The 17,770-nt window shown below is 73.5% G+C and carries 13 protein-coding genes; 9 read left to right on the top strand and 4 right to left on the bottom strand.

Translation table 11 applies throughout. From position 1 onward, the window contains the following. Positions 1-100: 100 nt before the first annotated feature. Both hutU and hutG read left to right on the top strand, forming a co-directional pair. Positions 101-1,786, top strand: coding sequence for a urocanate hydratase (gene hutU / locus SVTN_RS04710; protein ID WP_041127918.1), 1,686 nt, complete (start codon positions 101-103; stop codon positions 1,784-1,786). Further along, positions 1,783-2,763, top strand: a complete 981-nt coding sequence (gene hutG / locus SVTN_RS04715; RefSeq protein ID WP_052498971.1) for a formimidoylglutamase — start codon at positions 1,783-1,785, stop codon at positions 2,761-2,763. The genes hutU and hutG overlap by 4 nt, the downstream gene beginning before the upstream one ends. 92 nt (positions 2,764-2,855) lie before the next feature. Here the strand turns inward: hutG and SVTN_RS04720 are convergent, their stop codons facing one another. From SVTN_RS04720 to hutH, 3 genes are all read right to left on the bottom strand, one after another. Continuing rightward, entirely contained in the window at positions 2,856-3,425 is a 570-nt protein-coding gene (locus tag SVTN_RS04720) for a HutD/Ves family protein (protein ID WP_041127919.1), read from the bottom strand. Between the two features lie 103 nt (positions 3,426-3,528). After that, the gene (locus tag SVTN_RS04725) at positions 3,529-6,246 is read right to left on the bottom strand and encodes an aminotransferase class I/II-fold pyridoxal phosphate-dependent enzyme (protein ID WP_099055162.1); all 2,718 of its coding nucleotides are present in this window, start codon (positions 6,244-6,246) and stop codon (positions 3,529-3,531) included. Positions 6,247-6,348: 102 nt separating this feature from the next. Continuing rightward, positions 6,349-7,884 (bottom strand): histidine ammonia-lyase, encoded by a 1,536-nt coding sequence (gene hutH, locus SVTN_RS04730; protein WP_041127920.1) that lies wholly within the window; start codon positions 7,882-7,884, stop codon positions 6,349-6,351. A gap of 128 nt (positions 7,885-8,012) precedes the next feature. Between hutH and SVTN_RS04735 the strand changes: the two genes are divergently transcribed. From SVTN_RS04735 to SVTN_RS04755, 5 genes are all read left to right on the top strand, one after another. Beyond that, positions 8,013-8,798 carry an IclR family transcriptional regulator gene (locus tag SVTN_RS04735; protein WP_041127921.1) on the top strand — a complete coding sequence of 262 codons (786 nt, stop codon included), beginning with the start codon at positions 8,013-8,015 and terminating at the stop codon, positions 8,796-8,798. Between the two features lie 382 nt (positions 8,799-9,180). Then, positions 9,181-9,681, top strand: coding sequence for a DUF6643 family protein (locus SVTN_RS04740; protein ID WP_041127922.1), 501 nt, complete (start codon positions 9,181-9,183; stop codon positions 9,679-9,681). A 53-nt stretch (positions 9,682-9,734) separates the two neighbouring features. After that, positions 9,735-10,568, top strand: a complete 834-nt coding sequence (locus SVTN_RS04745; RefSeq protein WP_041127923.1) for an MOSC domain-containing protein — start codon at positions 9,735-9,737, stop codon at positions 10,566-10,568. A gap of 146 nt (positions 10,569-10,714) precedes the next feature. Then, entirely contained in the window at positions 10,715-11,323 is a 609-nt protein-coding gene (locus SVTN_RS04750) for an Rv1733c family protein (protein ID WP_041127924.1), read from the top strand. 194 nt (positions 11,324-11,517) lie between these two features. Further along, positions 11,518-13,938, top strand: a complete 2,421-nt coding sequence (locus tag SVTN_RS04755) for a right-handed parallel beta-helix repeat-containing protein (RefSeq protein ID WP_041127925.1) — start codon at positions 11,518-11,520, stop codon at positions 13,936-13,938. Here the strand turns inward: SVTN_RS04755 and SVTN_RS04760 are convergent. Then, positions 13,908-16,292 (bottom strand): hypothetical protein, encoded by a 2,385-nt coding sequence (locus SVTN_RS04760; RefSeq protein ID WP_041127926.1) that lies wholly within the window; start codon positions 16,290-16,292, stop codon positions 13,908-13,910. The two genes, SVTN_RS04755 and SVTN_RS04760, sit on opposite strands and share 31 nt — an antisense overlap. 134 nt (positions 16,293-16,426) lie before the next feature. Here SVTN_RS04760 and SVTN_RS04765 point away from each other — a divergent pair, with 134 nt between their 5' ends. Further along, complete coding sequence (locus SVTN_RS04765) at positions 16,427-17,257, top strand: DeoR/GlpR family DNA-binding transcription regulator (RefSeq protein WP_041127927.1); 831 nt, start codon at positions 16,427-16,429, stop codon at positions 17,255-17,257. Then, complete coding sequence (locus SVTN_RS04770; RefSeq protein ID WP_041127928.1) at positions 17,254-17,694, top strand: SRPBCC family protein; 441 nt, start codon at positions 17,254-17,256, stop codon at positions 17,692-17,694. The genes SVTN_RS04765 and SVTN_RS04770 overlap by 4 nt, the downstream gene beginning before the upstream one ends. Positions 17,695-17,770 lie beyond the last annotated feature (76 nt).

The raw sequence follows: 17,770 nt of genomic DNA on the forward strand, positions 1-17,770 counted from the left end.
TGTCTCGGATCCGAGAGATGCGGGCGCCGCCGCTGGTCCCGGCTCCGCCGCTCGCGTGTCATGAGGGTGCACAACGGCTCGATCCCCCTGAGGAGCACACATGACCAGCCCTTCCCACGAAGCGCCGGGCGTCGTCCGGGCCCCGCGCGGCACCGAACTGAACTGCCTCGGATGGCAGCAGGAAGGCGCCCTGCGGATGCTCATGAACAACCTCGACCCCGAGGTCGCCGAGCACCCCGAGGACCTCGTCGTCTACGGCGGTACCGGGAAGGCCGCCCGCAACCACGAGGCGTACGACGCGATCGTCCGCACGCTCAAGACCCTCAAGGACGACGAGACCCTCCTCGTGCAGTCCGGCAAGCCGGTCGGCGTGATGCGCACGAACGAGTGGGCGCCGCGCGTGCTGCTCGCCAGCTCCAACCTGGTGGGCGACTGGGCCAACTGGGAGGAGTTCCGCAAGCTGGAGGCCGAGGGCCTGACCATGTACGGCCAGATGACGGCCGGTTCGTGGATCTACATCGGTTCGCAGGGCATCCTGCAGGGCACGTACGAGACCTTCGGCGCCGTCGCCCGCAAGAAGTTCGACGGCACCCTGGCCGGCACGATCACGCTGACCGCCGGCATGGGCGGCATGGGTGGCGCCCAGCCGCTGGCCGTGACGATGAACGACGGCGTCGCGATCTGCGTCGACGTCGACGAGACGCGCATCGACCGCCGCATCGGCACCCGCTACCTGGACGTGAAGGCCGACAACCTCGACCACGCCCTCGAACTGGCCGTCCAGGCCCGCGACGAGCGCCGCGGCCTGTCCATCGGCGTCGTCGGCAACGCCGCCGAGATCTTCCCGGAGCTGCTGCGCCGCGAGGCCCCGATCGACATCGTCACCGACCAGACCTCCGCCCACGACCCGCTGGCCTACCTGCCCGTCGGCATCTCGGTCGAGGACTGGCACAACGAGCGCGAGGCCGACCCGGCCGGCTTCACCGAGCGCTCGCGCAAGTCGATGGCCCTGCACGTCGAGGCCATGGTCGGCTTCCTCGACAAGGGCGCCGAGGTCTTCGACTACGGCAACTCGATCCGCGACGAGGCCCGCAAGGCCGGTTACGACCGCGCCTTCGACTTCCCCGGCTTCGTCCCGGCGCACATCCGCCCGCTGTTCGAGGAGGGCCTCGGCCCGTTCCGCTGGGCCGCGCTGTCCGGCGACCCGGCCGACATCGCCAGGACGGACGCCGCGATCAAGGAGCTGTTCCCCGAGAACAAGCACCTGCACCGCTGGCTGGACATGGCCGGCGAGCGCGTCTCGTTCGAGGGCCTGCCCGCGCGCATCTGCTGGCTCGGCTACGGCGAACGCCACCTGGCCGGCCTGAAGTTCAACGAGATGGTGGCGAACGGCGAGCTGTCCGCCCCCGTCGCCATCGGCCGCGACCACCTCGACTCCGGCTCCGTGGCCTCCCCGTACCGCGAGACCGAGTCGATGCTCGACGGCTCCGACGCCATCGCCGACTGGCCGCTGCTCAACGCCCTGGTGAACACCTCCTCCGGCGCCTCCTGGGTGTCCATCCACCACGGCGGCGGCGTCGGCATGGGCCGCTCCATCCACGCCGGCCAGGTCTGCATCGCCGACGGCACCGAGCTGGCCGCCAGGAAGCTGGAGCGCGTCCTGACGAACGACCCCGGCATGGGTGTCATCCGGCACGTCGACGCCGGTTACGAGTACGCCGCCTCGGTCGCCAAGGAGCGCGGCGTGCGCGTCCCGATGACGGAGACCGGGGACGGCGCGGCGTGAGCGCGTTCCAGCAGACCGCTCCCCCGGTCACCGACGTTCCGGCCCGGCCCTGGTCGGGCCGGGACGACGGGCCCGGTGCGGAGCACCTGCGCTGGCACAAGGCCGTCGAGCTCGATCCGGAGCTGACGGAGCCGGGCGACGTGGCGTTCGTCGGATTCGCCAGTGACGAGGGCGTACGCCGCAACAAGGGGCGGCAGGGTGCCGCGCAGGGTCCCGACGCCCTGCGGCGGGCCCTCGCCTCGATGGCGCTGCCGAAGCCGCTGCGGGCGCTCGACGCCGGTGACGTGGAGGTCGTCGGCGACGCGGCCGACGCCCTGGAGGCCGGTCAGCGGCGGCTGGGCCGCGCGGTCGCGCACCTCGTCGACGCGGGCCACCCGGTGGTGGTCCTCGGCGGCGGTCACGAGGTCGCGTTCGGGACGTACAGCGGTCTGGAGCAGACGCGGGCGATGAAGGCCGGCGGGCGGCTCGGCGTGCTGAACCTCGACGCGCACTTCGATCTCCGCGAGGACGTGCGGCCCAGCTCGGGCACGCCGTTCCTGCAGATGGCGCAGAGCGAGCGGCGGCACGGCCGTGACCTCGACTACTGGGTGCTCGGCATCAGTCAGGCCGCGAACACCGAGACGCTGTTCCGCACTGCGGCGTCGCTCGGGGTGCGGTACCTGGCGGACACCGAGTGCGGGCTGCTCGACATGGCGCGGGTGGAGTCGTTCGTCGACGAGTTCCTCGCGAGCTGCGACCTGGTGCACCTGACGATCGACCTGGACGTGCTGCCGGCGGCCGTCGCCCCCGGGGTCAGCGCGCCCGCCGCGTACGGCGTGCCGATGGAGGTCGTCGAGCGGGTCTGCACCCGGGTCGCGCGCAGCGGCAAGCTCGTGGTCGTCGACGTCGCCGAGCTCAATCCGGAGTTCGACGTCGACCAGCGCACGGCGCGGGCCGGCGCGCGCCTGGTGCACCGGACGGTCACCACCTGGGCGTGACGCCCTCCCCTGAACAGGCCGCCAGGCCGCCCGGCATACGAGAGCCGCGGCCTGGCGGCCGCGGCCTTCCCGCCCGGATCCGCTCGGCTCCCCTAGTGGATGTCCATGAGGGCGACGATCGCGAGGACCCCGTCGACGACGATGTCGACGGGGTCCTCGTCGTCGTGGAGCAGGACCGCGTCGAGCCGGCCGAGGCGGACGGACTCCCGGTCCAGGGTCGCGGTGCCGTCGAGGACGACCGCGAGGACGCGGGTCCCGGGGGCGGGGCGCAGCACCGTGGAGCGGCGTTCGACGGACACGTCGGCCTTCGCCTCGGTGCGCCGCACCATGACGTTGAAGTCGACGATGGGGCCGTCGAGGAGGCGGCAGTCGGTGGTGGCGTCGCCGGAGAAGGCGAAGGGCGCGTAGCGGGTGTCGACGACGTGTTCCGTGCCGTCGACGGTGAGGGCCATGCCCGGTCCCTCGACGACGGTGATGATCCGGTCGACGCCCTCGAACGCGGAGAAGGGGCCGCTGCTCGCGACGTCGGCGACGCTGATCCGCCACGCGAAGTCGTCGGTGCCGGCGCCCTGGGGGTGGGCCAGGACCTCGGTGGTGATGCCGCCGCCGTTCTTCCACGGTGCGGGGGTCCGGTCGTGTGCGCGCAGGATCCGGGGTGCCATGAAGTGTCGCTCCTTCGGGAAAACGCGACCTCCTCCCCCGCCGCCTGGGGCCGCGGGAGAGGAGGTGCGTGGGTCGGGTCGAGTCGGGTCGGGACGGGTCGGGCTAGCGCTCGGCGGTGTGGCGGGTTTCGAGGGCGGTCTCGGTGAAGACCCGGTATCCGGCCGCCGGGTCGTATCCGTGGATCTCGCGGGTGTCGAGGGCGGCCATGTAGGTCAGGACGTCCTTGCTGACGACCTGTCCGGGGACCAGCACGGGGAAGCCGGGCGGGTACGGGGTGACGAACGTGGCCGAGACCACCGTACGGCCCTGCGCCATGGCGTCGGTGATGGCGTCCACCGAGAGGTGCTCGCACTCGGTGTCGTCGTAGGCGAGGAAGAACGCGGAGCGCATGTCGCCCTCGGGGGTGCGCGGGCTCGGCCGGAACGCCGGGTGGAACGCGCTGAAGTCGGGCAGGGCGGCGGAGCCCGCGTCGAGCCCGGTGGCGGCGCTGTCGTGTGCGGCCCGGTCGTGCGGGCTCATCTCGCCGATGCGTTCCTCCAGGTCCTCGGCGATGCGGACGAGGACCTCGATCAGGTAGGCGACGGCGCTGCGGGTGGTGCCGATGTTCGTCATGAACAGCAGCGTGTTGCGGGTCGTCTTGTTGACCTGGATGCCGTGCCGGTCCATCAGGAGGTCGTGCTTGAAGGTGTCTCCGTCGATCCCGGTGAGCCCGATGTGCAGGGTGGCGCGGGTGGGGTCGAGGACGAACTCGTCCTCCTCCCAGGCCCGTTCCATCCGGGCGAGGCCGGTGCGCAGGGGCTGTTCGATGCCGGAGGAGCGGAAGCGGGGCGGGACGAGTTCCGGTGTGGTGAGGATGCGCAGGTAGCGGCTGAGCAGCGGGTGCTGGGCGACCGCGTCGCGGAGCACGCCGGCCTGTTCCAGCTGCTTCTGCACGAGGGCGAAGCCCTCGAAGACGGCCTGCCGGCGGCCGAGGTCCATCGAGGCGAGGATCTGGTAGTTGGGCGACGTCGAGGTGTGCGTCATGTACGCCTCGTGGAACACCTCGGCGACCTTGTGGCGGAAGTCCTGGTCGAAGACGTGGACCATGGAGCCCTGGCGCATCGAGGTGAGCGTCTTGTGCGTGGACTGCGTGGCGTAGACGCGGACGCGGGCCTTCTCCGGGTCGGGCATCAGGCGGGTGTGGACGAGGGTCTCGTCGTCCGGGTCGTCGCCGAGGCCCGCGCGGTGGGCCGCGTAGGCGTCGGCGTACCCGGGGTCGCGGTAGCGGTCGGTGAGAGTGCGGGCCGCTGCCATGGCGGTGCGCCGGCGGTAGACGGGGTGGAAGCGGGCGAAGGCGAACCAGGCCTCGTCCCACAGGAACGCCAGGTCCGGCTTGAGGGCCAGGCACTCCTCCATCACCCGCGAGGGGTTGTAGACGATCCCGTCGAAGGTGCAGTTGGTGAGCATGAGGAGCTTGACGCGGTGCAGGACGCCCTCGTGCTTGAGCATCAGCAGCTTCCGCTTGATCTCCTCCACCGGTACGGCCCCGTACATGCCGTACTCGTCGAGGGGATAGGCGTCGAGGTAGACGACGTGGGCGCCGGCGAGGACGAGTCCGTAGTGGTGGGACTTGTGGCAGTTGCGGTCCACGAGCACGATGTCGCCGGGGCGTACGAGCGCCTGCACGACGATCTTGTTGGCGGTGGACGTGCCGTTGGTGACGAAGTAGGTCTGGCGGGCGCCGAAGGCCTCGGCGGCCAGGTCCTGGGCCTCGCGCAGCGGGCCGGTGGGGGCGAGCAGGGAATCCAGGCCGCCGGAGGTGGCGGAGGTCTCGGCGAGGAAGATGTTCAGGCCGTAGAAGTCGGCGATCTCCGGGATCCAGGGCGAGTTGAGCACCGAGGCGCCGCGGGAGACGGGCAGGGCGTGGAAGACGCCGGTGGGCTTGCGGCTGTGGGCGCGCAGGGCGGTGAAGAACGGGGCGCGGTGGCGTTCGGCGATGCCCTGCAGGATCGACAGGTGCAGTTCGAGAAGGCCTTCGTGGGCGTGGAAGACGCGCCGGAAGCGGCGGCTGAGGCGGCCCGCGGTGGACTCGACGGCCCGTTCGGACACGAGGTAGAGGTCGAGTTCGGGGCGCAGGGCGAGGAGTCGGTCGCCCAGGGCGTGGATCCGTTCGCCGCCGTCCCCGGGTGTCGCGGCGGTGTCGGCGGCTTCGTCGAAGAAGCGGCGGACGACGCTGAGGTCGTGGCGGGAGCGGTCGGTGAACCGGTCGCGGATGACGACGGCCTGGAGGCTGGAGTTGACGAGGGACGCGATGACCGCGTCCTCGAAGCTCGGGGCGACGACGATCTCGTAGGCGAACTCGTCGTCGGAGCGGCGCAGGCGGCGCAGTTCGACGCGCAGCGCCTGTTCCTCGGCGGCGTCCAGGTCGCCGACGACGAGGACCTCGAAGTACGGGGCGGAGGGCGCGGGCGGGGTGTGCGCGGTGTCCGTCGTCTCGTCGGGCGCGGCGCCCGGGGCGGCGGCGGTGTGCGGGGCGGTGCCGTGGTGCCGGTGTCCGGCGAGGGCGCGATACAACTCCTCGGTGCGCTGGGCGAGTTGCCGGTGCTCCCGCTGGTCGTACAGCCCGCGGAGCTCCTTCAGGGCGGCCGTGCCGGGGAAGGCCCAGCAGTGCTCGACGGGTGCCAGGAGGCGGATGAGTTCCCGGATGCGCGCGGCGGTGTCCGGGCGGCCGTCCGCGCCCTGTGCGGCGAGGCGGTGGGTGAGGTCCGTCAGTGAGCTCCAGGCGTCGGCGCGCAGTTGGCCGACGCTGTTGTGCACCGTGGCGGTCGGCAGGTCATTCACCGGGGAACGGCTCCTTCTGAGGGCTGGGCATGCGCGGCGGGGGCCTGCCGCGCCTTCCGGGTCCCGCGCGGGACCCGGAAGGCGCGAGGGACTGCGTCCCGGTCAGACCAGGGCGCCGGTCACGGACTCGGCGGCGGCCAGGGCGCGGCCGGAGGCCACGTACTGGACGGCCTCCTCGATCTCGGGGGCGAGCCAGCGGTCGGTGCCGGGGCCCTCGACGGTCTCGCGCAGGCCGTCGCGCACCGCGGCCGTGGCCGGGGCGGGGGTCAGCGGGGCGCGCAGGTCGAGGGCGCGGGCGGCGGTGTAGAGCTCGACGGCGAGGACGCGGCCGAGGCCGTCGATGGCGCGGCGCAGCTTGCGGGCGGCGGCCCAGCCCATGGACACGTGGTCCTCCTGCATGGCGCTGGAGGGGATCGAGTCGACGGAGGCCGGGGTGGCGAGCCGCTTGAGCTCGGAGACGATCGCGGCCTGCGTGTACTGGGCGATCATGTGGCCGGAGTCGACGCCCGGGTCGTCGGCGAGGAAGGCGTTCAGACCGCGGTTGCGGGCCGGGTCGAGGAACCGGTCGGTGCGGCGCTCGGAGATCGAGGCGACGTCGGCGACGGTGATGGCGAGGAAGTCGAGCACCGCGGCGACGGGGGCGCCGTGGAAGTTGCCGTTGCTCTCGACGCGGCCGTCGAGGGTGACGACCGGGTTGTCGACGGCGCTGGCGAGCTCGCGGGAGGCGACGAGCATGGCGTGGGCGAGGGTGTCGCGGGCGGTGCCGTGGACCTGCGGGGTGCAGCGCAGCGAGTAGGCGTCCTGGACGTAGGTGCAGTCCGGGCCCGCGTGGCTGGCGATGATCGCCGAGTCGGCGAGCAGGGAGCGCAGGTTGCCCGCGCTGTCGCCCTGGCCGGGGTGCGGACGCATGGCCTGCAGGTCGGCGGCGAACACGGCGTCGGTGCCGAGCTGGCCCTCGACGCTCATGGCGGCGGCGATGTCGGCGGTGCTCAGCAGGCGGCGCAGGTCGTGGCCGGCGAGGACGAGCATGCCCAGCATGCCGTCGGTGCCGTTGATGAGGGCGAGGCCCTCCTTCTCCTCCAGGACGACCGGGGTGATGCCGGCCTCGGCGAGGGCCTCGGCGGCGGGCTTGCGCTCGCCGTCGGCGGTGCGGACGACGCCCTCGCCCATGACGGCGAGCGCGCAGTGCGCGAGGGGGGCCAGGTCGCCGGAGCAGCCGAGCGAGCCGTACTCGTGGACGACCGGGGTGATGCCCGCGTTCAGGAGCGCGGCGTACGCCTCGGCGGTCTCGGTGCGGACGCCGGTGCGGCCGGTGGCGAGGGTGGACAGGCGCAGCAGCATCAGGGCGCGGACGACCTCGCGCTCGACCTCGGGGCCGGAGCCCGCGGCGTGCGAGCGCACGAGGCTGCGCTGGAGCTGGGTGCGCAGTTCGGTGGGGATGTGGCGGGTGGCCAGGGCGCCGAAGCCGGTGGAGACGCCGTAGTGGGGCTTGGCGTCGTCGGCGAGGGCCTTGACGACCTCGCGACTGCGGGCGATCTCCTGGAGCGCCTCGGGGGCGAGGGTCACCTGGGCCCCGAGACGGGCAACGGACACGACTTCGTCGGCGGAGAGGGCACCGACACCAACAACAACGTTCATGCCCCTATGAAGCCGCAGGCGGGAAGGGGTCCGCGAGCCCCGCGGGGCAGCTCCTGTCTGGGATACCAGATATCCGGTCTGGGATCCCAGACAGTTGGTTTGGGACGTCCCTGGTCTACTCTCGCCCCATGAGCATCGTCCCTGCGGCCGCGCAGGTGCTGGCCGTCCTGCGCTATCTGTCCCGCCAGGCCGCGCCCGTCCCCGCGGCCGCCATCAGCCGTGACGTGGGGCTGCCGCGCTCGACGACCTACCACCTGCTCGACACCCTGGCGGCGGACGGCTTCGTGGTCCACCTGCCGGAGGAGAGGCGTTACGGTCTCGGGCTCAGCGCCTTCGAGCTGGCCTCCGGGTACGAGCGCCAGGCGCCGTTCCAGCGGCTCGCGCGGGCCCCGCTCGCCTCGCTCGTGGACCGCACCGGGCACAACGCGAACCTCGCCGTCCTGCACGGCCGTGAGGTCATCTACGTCATCGAGGAACGCGCCCCGGGCCGCCCGCCCTTGGTCAGCGAGGTCGGCGTCCGGCTGCCGGCCCATCTGACGGCGAGCGGCCGGGCCGTGCTCGCACTGCTGCCACCTGCGCAGGTGCGGGCGATCTTCCCCGACCGGTCGGCGTTCGTGCAGCGGCACGGCGCCGGCCCCGCGACGCTGACGGCGCTGCGCGCCCTGCTGACCCAGGCACGGCGCCGCGGGTACGCGACGGAGGAGGGCGAGGTGACACCGGGCTTCTCCTCGGTCGCCGCACCCGTCCTGGACCACCACGCGCATCCGATCGCCGGAGTCGCGGTCACCTTCCCCGACGAGGCGGTCGACGAGACGGAGCGGCGACGGATCGCGGGGCACGTGGCACAGACGGCACGGGAACTGACCCGCCGCGTCGGCGGCGCGACGCCCGCCCCGGGTATCCCTTCCCCATAGGAGGCGGAGCCACCACCGCATAGGAAACGGGTGCCACCACCACGCAAGAGGAACACTTCTGACGACCTACGAGATCCCGCGGCCGGGACGCCCTCCCGGACTCGATCCCGGACTCGATTACTTTAGGTAATAGCTCGATAATCCTGAGTTTCGAGGCGCTCAAGATCGAAAACCATCCGCCCTGGCCGGCGCGGGTGGGTCACCCTTGCGGGCCTTCCGCCACTTCTCGTTGACCGCGCGGCCGTCCGAGTGAAAAATCCCCCGTCGTTAACGCAGACTTTAACGATGTTTTGGCAGGTCAGGCCGACAAAAACAGCGTAAAACGGATGACCCGAAGATTGGGTCTCCCCAACCGGCACATCGTGGGCTTAACTTATGTGCCATGACCTCCCCCCGCTCCACCTATGGAGGCGGTTACCACACCGCGCCGTCCTTCCCGGACACCCCGATCTACGACTCCCTCGTCGCGGAGCGGGGCACGCCTCAGATCGCCCCGATCCGAGTGCCCGCCGCCTACGACACCGGCAGCAGTTACGCCGGGGCCGGAAGCGGTTCCTACCTGCCGGCGCTCCCCGCGGCACTGCCCGCCCTCCCGGCGGCGCCCAGCCCGCAGCCCGCGCCCGCCTACAACGGCGGGTACGGCTACCCGCAGCCCTCGCCGCAGATGGCCCCCGTCCCGCTGCAGGCCGCCCCGACCCCGTACATCCCGCAGCAGCAGGTGGCCCCGCGCGGTTACCCGGGCAGCCCGTACCCGCAGCAGCCCCGCCCGGCCGCCACCGGCTACGAGGCGATGCGCCCGGCGGCTCCGCGGCCCGCGCCGGTCCCGGCCCCCGCGCCGTACGACGACCCGTACAACCGCCCCTACCAGGGCGGAGGTTACTGACCGGCTCGCCCCCCGGCCCCCACCGGGGCCGGGGCGGCTGGCAGGATGAGGACATGCCGACTCCTGCGCTCCGCTCCGTCCACATCCACCCGGTGAAGGCCATGCGCGCGCTGGCCCGCGCGGAGGCCGAGGTACAGCCCTGGGGGCTGGCCGACGACCGCCGTTGGACCGTCGTCGACGCCTCGAACGAGGTGGTGACCCAGCGCCGTCACCCCCGGATGGCACTGGCCACGGCGGAACCGCTGCCGGGCGGCGGGATCTCCCTGTCCGCCCCCGGCCACCCCACGCTGGAGGTCGGGGTGCCGACGCCCCCACCTGTCACGCCCACGGTCACGGTGGAGATCTTCGGCAAGTTCGTGGAGGCGGTCCCGGCCGGCCCCGAAGCCGCCGCCTGGCTCTCGGCGTACCTGGAGAGCGACGTACGCCTCGTGCACATGGACGCGCCCGAGCACCGCCGGCCGGTCGACCCCGACTACGCGCTGCCCGGCGAGACCGTGAGCTTCGCGGACGGCTATCCGCTGCTCGTCACCACGACCGCCTCGCTCGACGCCCTCAACTCCCTGATCGCCCAGGGCGACCACGCCGACGAGGGCCCCCTGCCGATGAACCGTTTCCGGCCGAACCTGGTCATCGAGGGCACCGCTCCCTGGGCGGAAGACGGCTGGAAGCGGCTTGCGGTCGGAGAGGTCACCTTCCGCGTCGCCAGGCCCTGCGGGCGCTGCGTCGTCACCACGACGAACCAGCTCACCGCCGAGCGGGGCAAGGAGCCGCTGCGCACCCTCGCCCGGCACCGCACGAGCGAGGGCAAGGTCAACTTCGGGCAGAACCTCGTCCCCGAGCACACCGGCACGGTCCGGGTCGGCGACGCCGTGAAGATCCTGGACTGAGGACGGCCCAGGGAGTTCGCCCGGAGAGTTCACCCAGAGAGTTCGCATCACACTTCGCCCGCCCGACAGGCGGGGAACCCGTGCCCGGGGCACACTCGTTGGAGCAGTGGTGAACGAGGAGTGGTGAACAACTAGGGGGTCCACACGTGCGCGCAGCCACCGGACTCTGGCGCTGGCGGCACAATCCCCTGCGCCGGACCACCGATCTCGTCGAGGCGTGGGTCGCCTTCGCGGCGGCCGTACTGCTCTGCCTCGCCGTGCCCCTGACCGGCTGGGCGGCCGGCACGTCGGCGTACGGCTCGCTGTCCCGCGCGGTCCGTACGCAGCAGGAGCAGCGGGTGGCGACCACGGCCCGGGTGGTGCGGCTCGCCGACGGGCCCGTGAGCGGCCCCAAGTCCGTCGAGACCGCCGGGGAGGAGCGGCTGCGGCGCTCCGTGGTGGCCCGCTGGACCGCGCCGAACGGCTCGGCGCGCACGGGGACGGTGGCGACGGCCCGGCAGCACTCCGCGCCCGGCGCCTCCTTCCGGCTCTGGACGGACCGGGACGGGCGGCCGGTGACGCCGCCGATGCAGGCGGGAACGGCCCGTGCGCACGCGGTCATCGCCGGCCTGACGGCCGCGCTGCTCGTCGGCCTCCTGGTGGAGCTCGTCCGCCGCCTCGCCGTCCGCAGACTGGTGGTCCGGCGGTACGCGCGCCTCGACCGCGCGTGGGCGGCGGCGGGTCCCGACTGGGGCCGTACGGGCACGGGAAGCTGACCTCGGCGGCACGTTCGAGTTCGATCGCTCCCCGATCGAGGTCGACCGCTCCGGACCGGCGCTGACGCCTGCCCGGTGGCCATCGGCCTCCGGTACGGGCGGGGGCCGGTGACCCGTCAACCCGGCGGCGCCGCGCGCGCTACGGTGGGGCATCGGATCAGCGGCGAGGCATGAGGCGGGGGCAGGGCACACCCATGGCACAGGGCACGGTCCAGGTGACGCACACCGGCACATCGCGGTGGCGGCGCCGCACGGGTGAGTACCCCTCTCTCGCCGCCGCCCTGGAGGCCGCGGGCGACGGGGACGTGCTCACCGTCGCGCCCGGCACCTACCGGGAGAACCTCGTGATCCGACGGGCCGTCACCCTGCGCGGCCCCGAGGGCGGCGTCGGTACGGTGCGGATCGCGCCCCCGGACGGGGTGCCGCTGACCCTGCGCGCCTCCGTCACCGTGCAGGACCTGCACATCGAGGGGCAGGACGTGGCCGCGCCCGCGCTGCTCGTCGAGGACGGCACGCCCGAACTGCTCGACCTGCGGATCATGACCCGCTCGGCCGCCGGGATCGAGGTGCGGGGCGCCGCCCGGCCGACGGTCCGCCGCTGCACGGTCGACAATCCGGCCGGGGTCGGCATCGCCGTGCTCGACGGCGCGGGCGGGGTGTTCGAGGAGTGCGAGGTGGTCTCCGCCGGGCAGGCGGGCGTCTCGGTGCGCGGCGGGGCGCATCCGCGCCTGGAACGCTGCCGGGTGCACCACGCCTCCGGCGCGGGGATCGCCGTGACCGGCGAGGGCAGCGGCCTGGAGGGCGTCGGCTGCGAGGTGTACGAGATCAAGGGCGCCGGTCTGCAGATCGCGGCCCGCGCCGCCGCCCACCTCAGCGACTCCTCGGTGCACCGCACCTCGGCGGACGGCATCACGCTCGACACGGACGCGGTGCTGACGCTCTCGGACTGCGACATCCACGACGTCCCGGAGAACGCGGTCGACCTGCGCTCGCGCTCGGTCCTGACGCTGACCCGGTCGACCGTCCGCCGCTTCGGGCGCAACGGCCTGTCGGTGTGGGACCCGGGGACGCGGGTGGACGCCAACCAGTGCGAGATCCACGACAGTACGGGCGACTACCCGGCGGTGTGGGTGAGCGACGGGGCGACCGCCGTCCTGGACGCCTGCCGGGTGCACGACGTGCCGGACGCGCTGTTCGTCCTCGACCGGGGCTCGCGCGTGGACGTCGTCGACAGCGACCTGACGCAGGTGCGGAACACGGCGGTGTCGGTGAGCGACGGGGCCACCGCCCAGCTCGACGACTGCCGCATCCGGGAGGCCTCCACGGGCGCCTGGTTCCGGGACCACGGCAGCGGCGGCACCCTCGGCGGCTGCACGATCGACTCCGTGCAGACCGGGGTCATCGTCACCAAGGGCGCCGATCCCACGATCGACCGGTGCACGGTCACCTCGCCCGCCGAGGCCGGTTTCTACGTGTCGGCGGAGGGCCGCGGCTCCTTCCACGGCTGCCGGGTGACGGGCAGCGGCGGGTACGGCTTCCACGTCACGGACGGCTGCCGGACCATCCTGCGCAAGTGCCGTACGGAGCGGTGTGCGCGCGGCGGTTACGAGTTCCCGGAGGAGGGCGCGAGCGCCGAGGACTGCACCAGCGACGAGAGCGCCGTCCGCTCCTCCGTGCCCGACGGCGGCACGGTCCTGACGGCCACCCAGTCGACGGGCCTGCTCGGCACGGTGCCCGCGCCGCGCGCCCCGATGGCCGTGCCGCCGGTGGCCGCTCCGCCGGTGGCCGCGCCCGCGCCGGAGGCCCGCTCCTCGCAGGACGTACTGGGCGAGCTGGACGCCCTGGTGGGTCTGGAGAGCGTCAAGCTGGAGGTGCGGACCCTCACCAACATGATCGAGGTGGGGCGCAGGCGCCAGGAGGCGGGGCTCAAGGCGGCCTCGGTCCGCCGCCATCTGGTCTTCACGGGCAACCCGGGCACGGGCAAGACGACGGTGGCCCGGCTGTACGGCGAGATCCTCGCCTCGCTCGGGGTCCTGGAGCGCGGACACCTGGTGGAGGTCTCCCGGGTGGACCTGGTCGGCGAGCACATCGGCTCGACGGCGATCCGCACGCAGGAGGCCTTCGACCGGGCGCGCGGCGGCGTCCTCTTCGTCGACGAGGCGTACGCCCTTTCGCCGGAGGACTCGGGGCGGGACTTCGGCCGTGAGGCGATCGACACGCTGGTGAAGCTGATGGAGGACCACCGGGACGCGGTGGTGGTCATCGTCGCTGGGTACACGGCGGAGATGGAGCGCTTCCTCACCGTCAACCCGGGTGTGGCCTCGCGCTTCTCACGGACCATCACCTTCGGCGACTACGAGCCGGAGGAACTCCTCCGGATCGTCGGCCAGCAGGCGGACGAGCACGAGTACCGGCTCGCGCCGGGCACGGACGAGGCACTGCTCGCGTACTTCGAGAAGCTCCCCAAGGGCCCTGCGTTCGGCAACGGCCGTACGGCGCGGCAGACCTTCGAGTCGATGGTGGAGCGGCACGCGGGCCGGGTCGCCGCGCTCGCCGAGGCGAGCACGGACGACCTGACCCTGCTCTATCCGGAGGACCTGCCCGAACTGCCTTGATCGGCGGCCTCGTTCGGCACCCGCTGGTGGGGCAGGGCGGGCGGGAGCCGGTCGAGGAGTTCGGAGCGGTGGCGGGCGAAGGCCGGATCGGCCTGGTAGTCGGAGTGGCCCAGGATCGGTTCGGGCAGCGGGTGCTCGCGGGTGCGGCCGTACGCGACCGGGTCGAGCAGCACCGCTCCGTCGACGGCCGGCCGGCCGTCCTCGGCGGGCACCCGGACGGGGCCGCCGATCGGGTCGGTGGCGCGGTACAGATTGCTCCAGCAGTGCACCGTACGGTTCAGGGCACGCAGCGCCTCGGGGCCGAAGTACGCGGGGAACCAACGGCCGTAGAGCCGCTCCAGGGGTGAGCCGTAGGTGAGCAGGGCGACCCGGCCGCGGGTGGCGGGCCGCAGCTGCCAGACGGCGGCCGCGGCGAGGACGCTGCCCTGGGAGTGCCCGGAGATGACGAGCCGGCCGCCGGTGCTCCGGGTCCAGGAGCTCATCCGCCAGGTCAGGTCGGGGACCGCGCGCTCGGCGTAGCAGGGCGGGGCGAAGGGGTGGGCGGCGCGGGGCCAGAAGGTGCCGACGTCCCAGAGGATGCCGATGGTGCGGCGGGCGGAGGCGTCCCGGTAGGCGCGGCGGCCCCAGGTGACGAAGAGCAGGAAGCCGAGGCCGATCATCCAGGAGCCGATGGCCTGGGCGGCGGAGGCGAGGGAGGCGATCGCCGGGTGGGCCCCGTCGAAGGCCCGCCCCGGCACGTTTCCGCTGGCCCAGGCGCCGGCGACGGAGGCGGCCCCGAGGAGCAGGGTCGCGCCGGAGACGACGCCGACGAGGACGGGCGCGGAGTCGGTGAGCGAGGCGCGGGCCCGGTCGGCCGCGATCTGTCCCGTACGGACCGGGTCGGGTTCGCCTGCGACCCCGTAGTCGGCCTCGACCGAGGAGCGCAGGCGCCGGGCGTCGAGGAGCGTCCGTACGACGAGGAGGGCGGCGGGCGCGAGGAGCAGCAGGAGCAGGACGGGGATGACCGAGGCCTGCCAGCTGAGGAGGACGGGCGGGCCGATGCGGACGCCGCCGCGGGCGGCCGGGCCGCCGAGCCAGTCGGCGACGCGCTGCGCCACTCCCCCGGACATGACCCCGCCGAGCGCGCAGGCGAGCATGGCGACGGCGGGCCCGCCGAGTCCGCGCAGCGCGGTACGGGGGTCCCTGTGGGGCCGCTGGAGGAGCAGGGCGACGACCCCGAGGGCGACGACGAGGGCGCCCTGGACGAGAGTGAGCGCGCCGAAGGCGGCGTTGCCGGGAAGGGTTCCGGAGGAGGGCCGGCCGGGGCGGGACCAGCCGGCGTGCACGGCGGTGAGCACGAGGAGGGCGAGGGAGCCGGCGGGCAGCCAGGAGACGAGGGCGCGCTCGACGCGCAGGTCGAGGCGGCGCTCGCTGCGGCCGCGCCGGCAGACGACCCAGAGCACGACGACGGCGAGGACGGCGACGGCGGCCTGGAGGACCCGGCCGAGGACGGGGTGGAGGCCGGGGGCGCCGGCGTCCTGGCGGGCGGCGGCCGTGACGAGGGCGGCGGCGACGGTGAGGAAGCCGGCGGCGGTGTGGGCGGCCCGGAGACGGGCGACGAGCCGGCGGCCGTACCAGAAGCCGGGGCGGCCGAGGGCGGGGCGGAGCTCGACGGGACCGGCCGGGTCGGCGGCGTCCGCTGCCTCCGTGTCGGACGGGGTCTCGGGGACGGGGACGTCGTATCCGGTGGGCGGGCGCTGCGCCTCGTACGCGCTCCAGGTCCGGTTGGAGAGGTACCAGAGCAGACCGACGAGCGCGGTCGGCACGACGGCGGCGAGGGCGAGACGGCGGCCGGGCGCCGACCACCAGCCGCCGCGGCCCTCGGAGAGGAAACCGAGCCAGGAGTACGCGTCGGTGCAGGCGGGGGTGGCGGCGCACTGCCAGGCCGTCAGGTCGAGCGCGACCTCGCAGGCGGCGGCGGTGAGGAGCACGGTGAGGGTGAGGGCGACGAGCCGCACGAGGACCCCGTAGAACCGCACGAGCCCCGGCCTGCCCTGGGCGGGCGGCCGCATCCAGTGCGCCAGGTTGGCCACCATGAAGGGCAGGAGCAGCAGCCACAGGGCGCGGGCGCCGTCGCCGGAGGTCAGATTGGACCAGCAGTACGCCTCCGGGACGGGACGGGCCGCGTACCGTTCGGGGTGGTCCTCGGCGTCGAGGTCCTCGGCGCGCCGGTACACGGCGGCGGTCCGGTCGCCGGTGACCCGTACGGTCCTGGGGTCGTCGAGCATGGACTCGGGGGTGGCTCCGCCGACTCCGTGGACGAGGAGTTCGAGCGCCGCGCCCCCGCTCTCCGGGGCGGGTGTGGCAGGGGACACTGAGGGGACTTCCTCTCAGGGTGGGAAGATGCGACGTCGGCAACAGGATCGCGGAAGGCCGTGCGACCGCGCACGGTCCCTCACCGAATCCGACACTCATTCCCTTGTCTCCTGCGGAAGGACCGGCCCCGGCGGTGACTGACAACCAGAACCTCCTCGCGGAGCAGCGGCGTGCCCTGATCCTCGACGAGGTACGGCGGCGTGGCGGTGTACGGGTCAACGAACTGACCCGGCGTCTGAACGTCTCGGACATGACGATCCGCCGCGACCTGGACGCGCTGGCCCGGCAGGGCATGGTCGCGAAGGTGCACGGCGGGGCCGTTCCGGTCGTCGAGGCCAGCACCCACGAGCCGGGCTTCGAGGCCAAGTCGGTCCTCGAACCGAGCGCCAAGGACGAGATCGCCCGGACGGCGGCCGCCCTGGTCGCACCGGGCACGGCCATCGCCCTCTCGGGCGGGACGACGACCTACGCGCTCGCCCGCCACCTCCTGGACGTGCCGGACCTGACGGTGGTCACCAACTCGGTGCGGGTCGCCGACGTGTTCCACGAGGCGCAGCAGACGGGCGGCGGGAGCGGCGAGGCGCGGCGCGGGGCGGCGACGGTCGTCCTGACCGGCGGGGTCCGCACGCCGTCCGACGCGCTGGTCGGGCCGGTCGCGGACCGGGCGATCCGCTCGCTCCACTTCGACCTGCTCTTCCTCGGCGTGCACGGCGTGTCGGTGGAGGCCGGGCTCTCCACGCCGAACCTGGCGGAGGCCGAGACCAACCGGTGCCTGATGCGCTCGGCGCGGCGGGTCGTCGTGGTCGCCGACCACACCAAGTGGGGGACGGTGGGCCTGAGTTCCTTCGCCACCCTCGACGAGGTCGACACCTGGGTGACGGACCGGGGCCTGCCGGAGGGAGTCCGCGCGGAGGTGACGGAGCACCTGCCGGGTCTGGTGGTGCCGGGCGAGGAAGAGGCGTGACCCTCTTCCGGATCGAGCGGACGGTGCCGCTGGCTCCGGAGGAGGCGTGGCGCCGCCTCACGGACTGGCCGGCGCACGGCCGTCAGGTGCCGCTGACCCGGACGATCGTCCTGACGCCGGGGCCGAACGGGCCGGGGACGCGGTTCACCGCCCGCACGGGCCTCGGCCGCCTCGCCTTCGACGACCCGATGGAGGTCGTGCGCTGGGAACCCCCGGCGGCGGACCATCCCGGCGTCTGCCGCCTGGAGAAGTCGGGCCGGGTGGTACGGGGCTGGGCGCAGGTGGAGGTCGTGGGCACGCGGACGGGCGGCACCCGGGTCCTCTGGACGGAGGACCTCTCGGTGCGGGGCGTCCCGACGGCCTTCGACGGACTACTGGCGAGCGCGGGCCGCCTGGTCTTCGGCCGAGCCCTGAAGGGCCTGCTCGGAGAACGGTGACCCGCCCCCCGTTGTGGGCGCCGCCCAGCCCGGGGCGGGGCCCACGCAGGTGCGGCCCCCTGTGCTGTTGACAGTG

It is taken from the genome of Streptomyces vietnamensis (assembly GCF_000830005.1).
Lineage (GTDB): Bacteria > Actinomycetota > Actinomycetes > Streptomycetales > Streptomycetaceae > Streptomyces > Streptomyces vietnamensis.

What these genes read in the sequence shown, in the direction of transcription:
- hutU (WP_041127918.1), top strand. Translation starts at nt 101, where the DNA reads ATGACCAGCCCTTCCCACGAAGCGCCGGGCGTCGTCCGGGCCCCGCGC.
- SVTN_RS04720 (WP_041127919.1), bottom strand. Translation starts at nt 3,425, where the DNA reads ATGGCACCCCGGATCCTGCGCGCACACGACCGGACCCCCGCACCGTGG.
- hutH (WP_041127920.1), bottom strand. Translation starts at nt 7,884, where the DNA reads ATGAACGTTGTTGTTGGTGTCGGTGCCCTCTCCGCCGACGAAGTCGTG.
- SVTN_RS04735 (WP_041127921.1), top strand. Translation starts at nt 8,013, where the DNA reads ATGAGCATCGTCCCTGCGGCCGCGCAGGTGCTGGCCGTCCTGCGCTAT.
- SVTN_RS04740 (WP_041127922.1), top strand. Translation starts at nt 9,181, where the DNA reads ATGACCTCCCCCCGCTCCACCTATGGAGGCGGTTACCACACCGCGCCG.
- SVTN_RS04745 (WP_041127923.1), top strand. Translation starts at nt 9,735, where the DNA reads ATGCCGACTCCTGCGCTCCGCTCCGTCCACATCCACCCGGTGAAGGCC.
- SVTN_RS04755 (WP_041127925.1), top strand. Translation starts at nt 11,518, where the DNA reads ATGGCACAGGGCACGGTCCAGGTGACGCACACCGGCACATCGCGGTGG.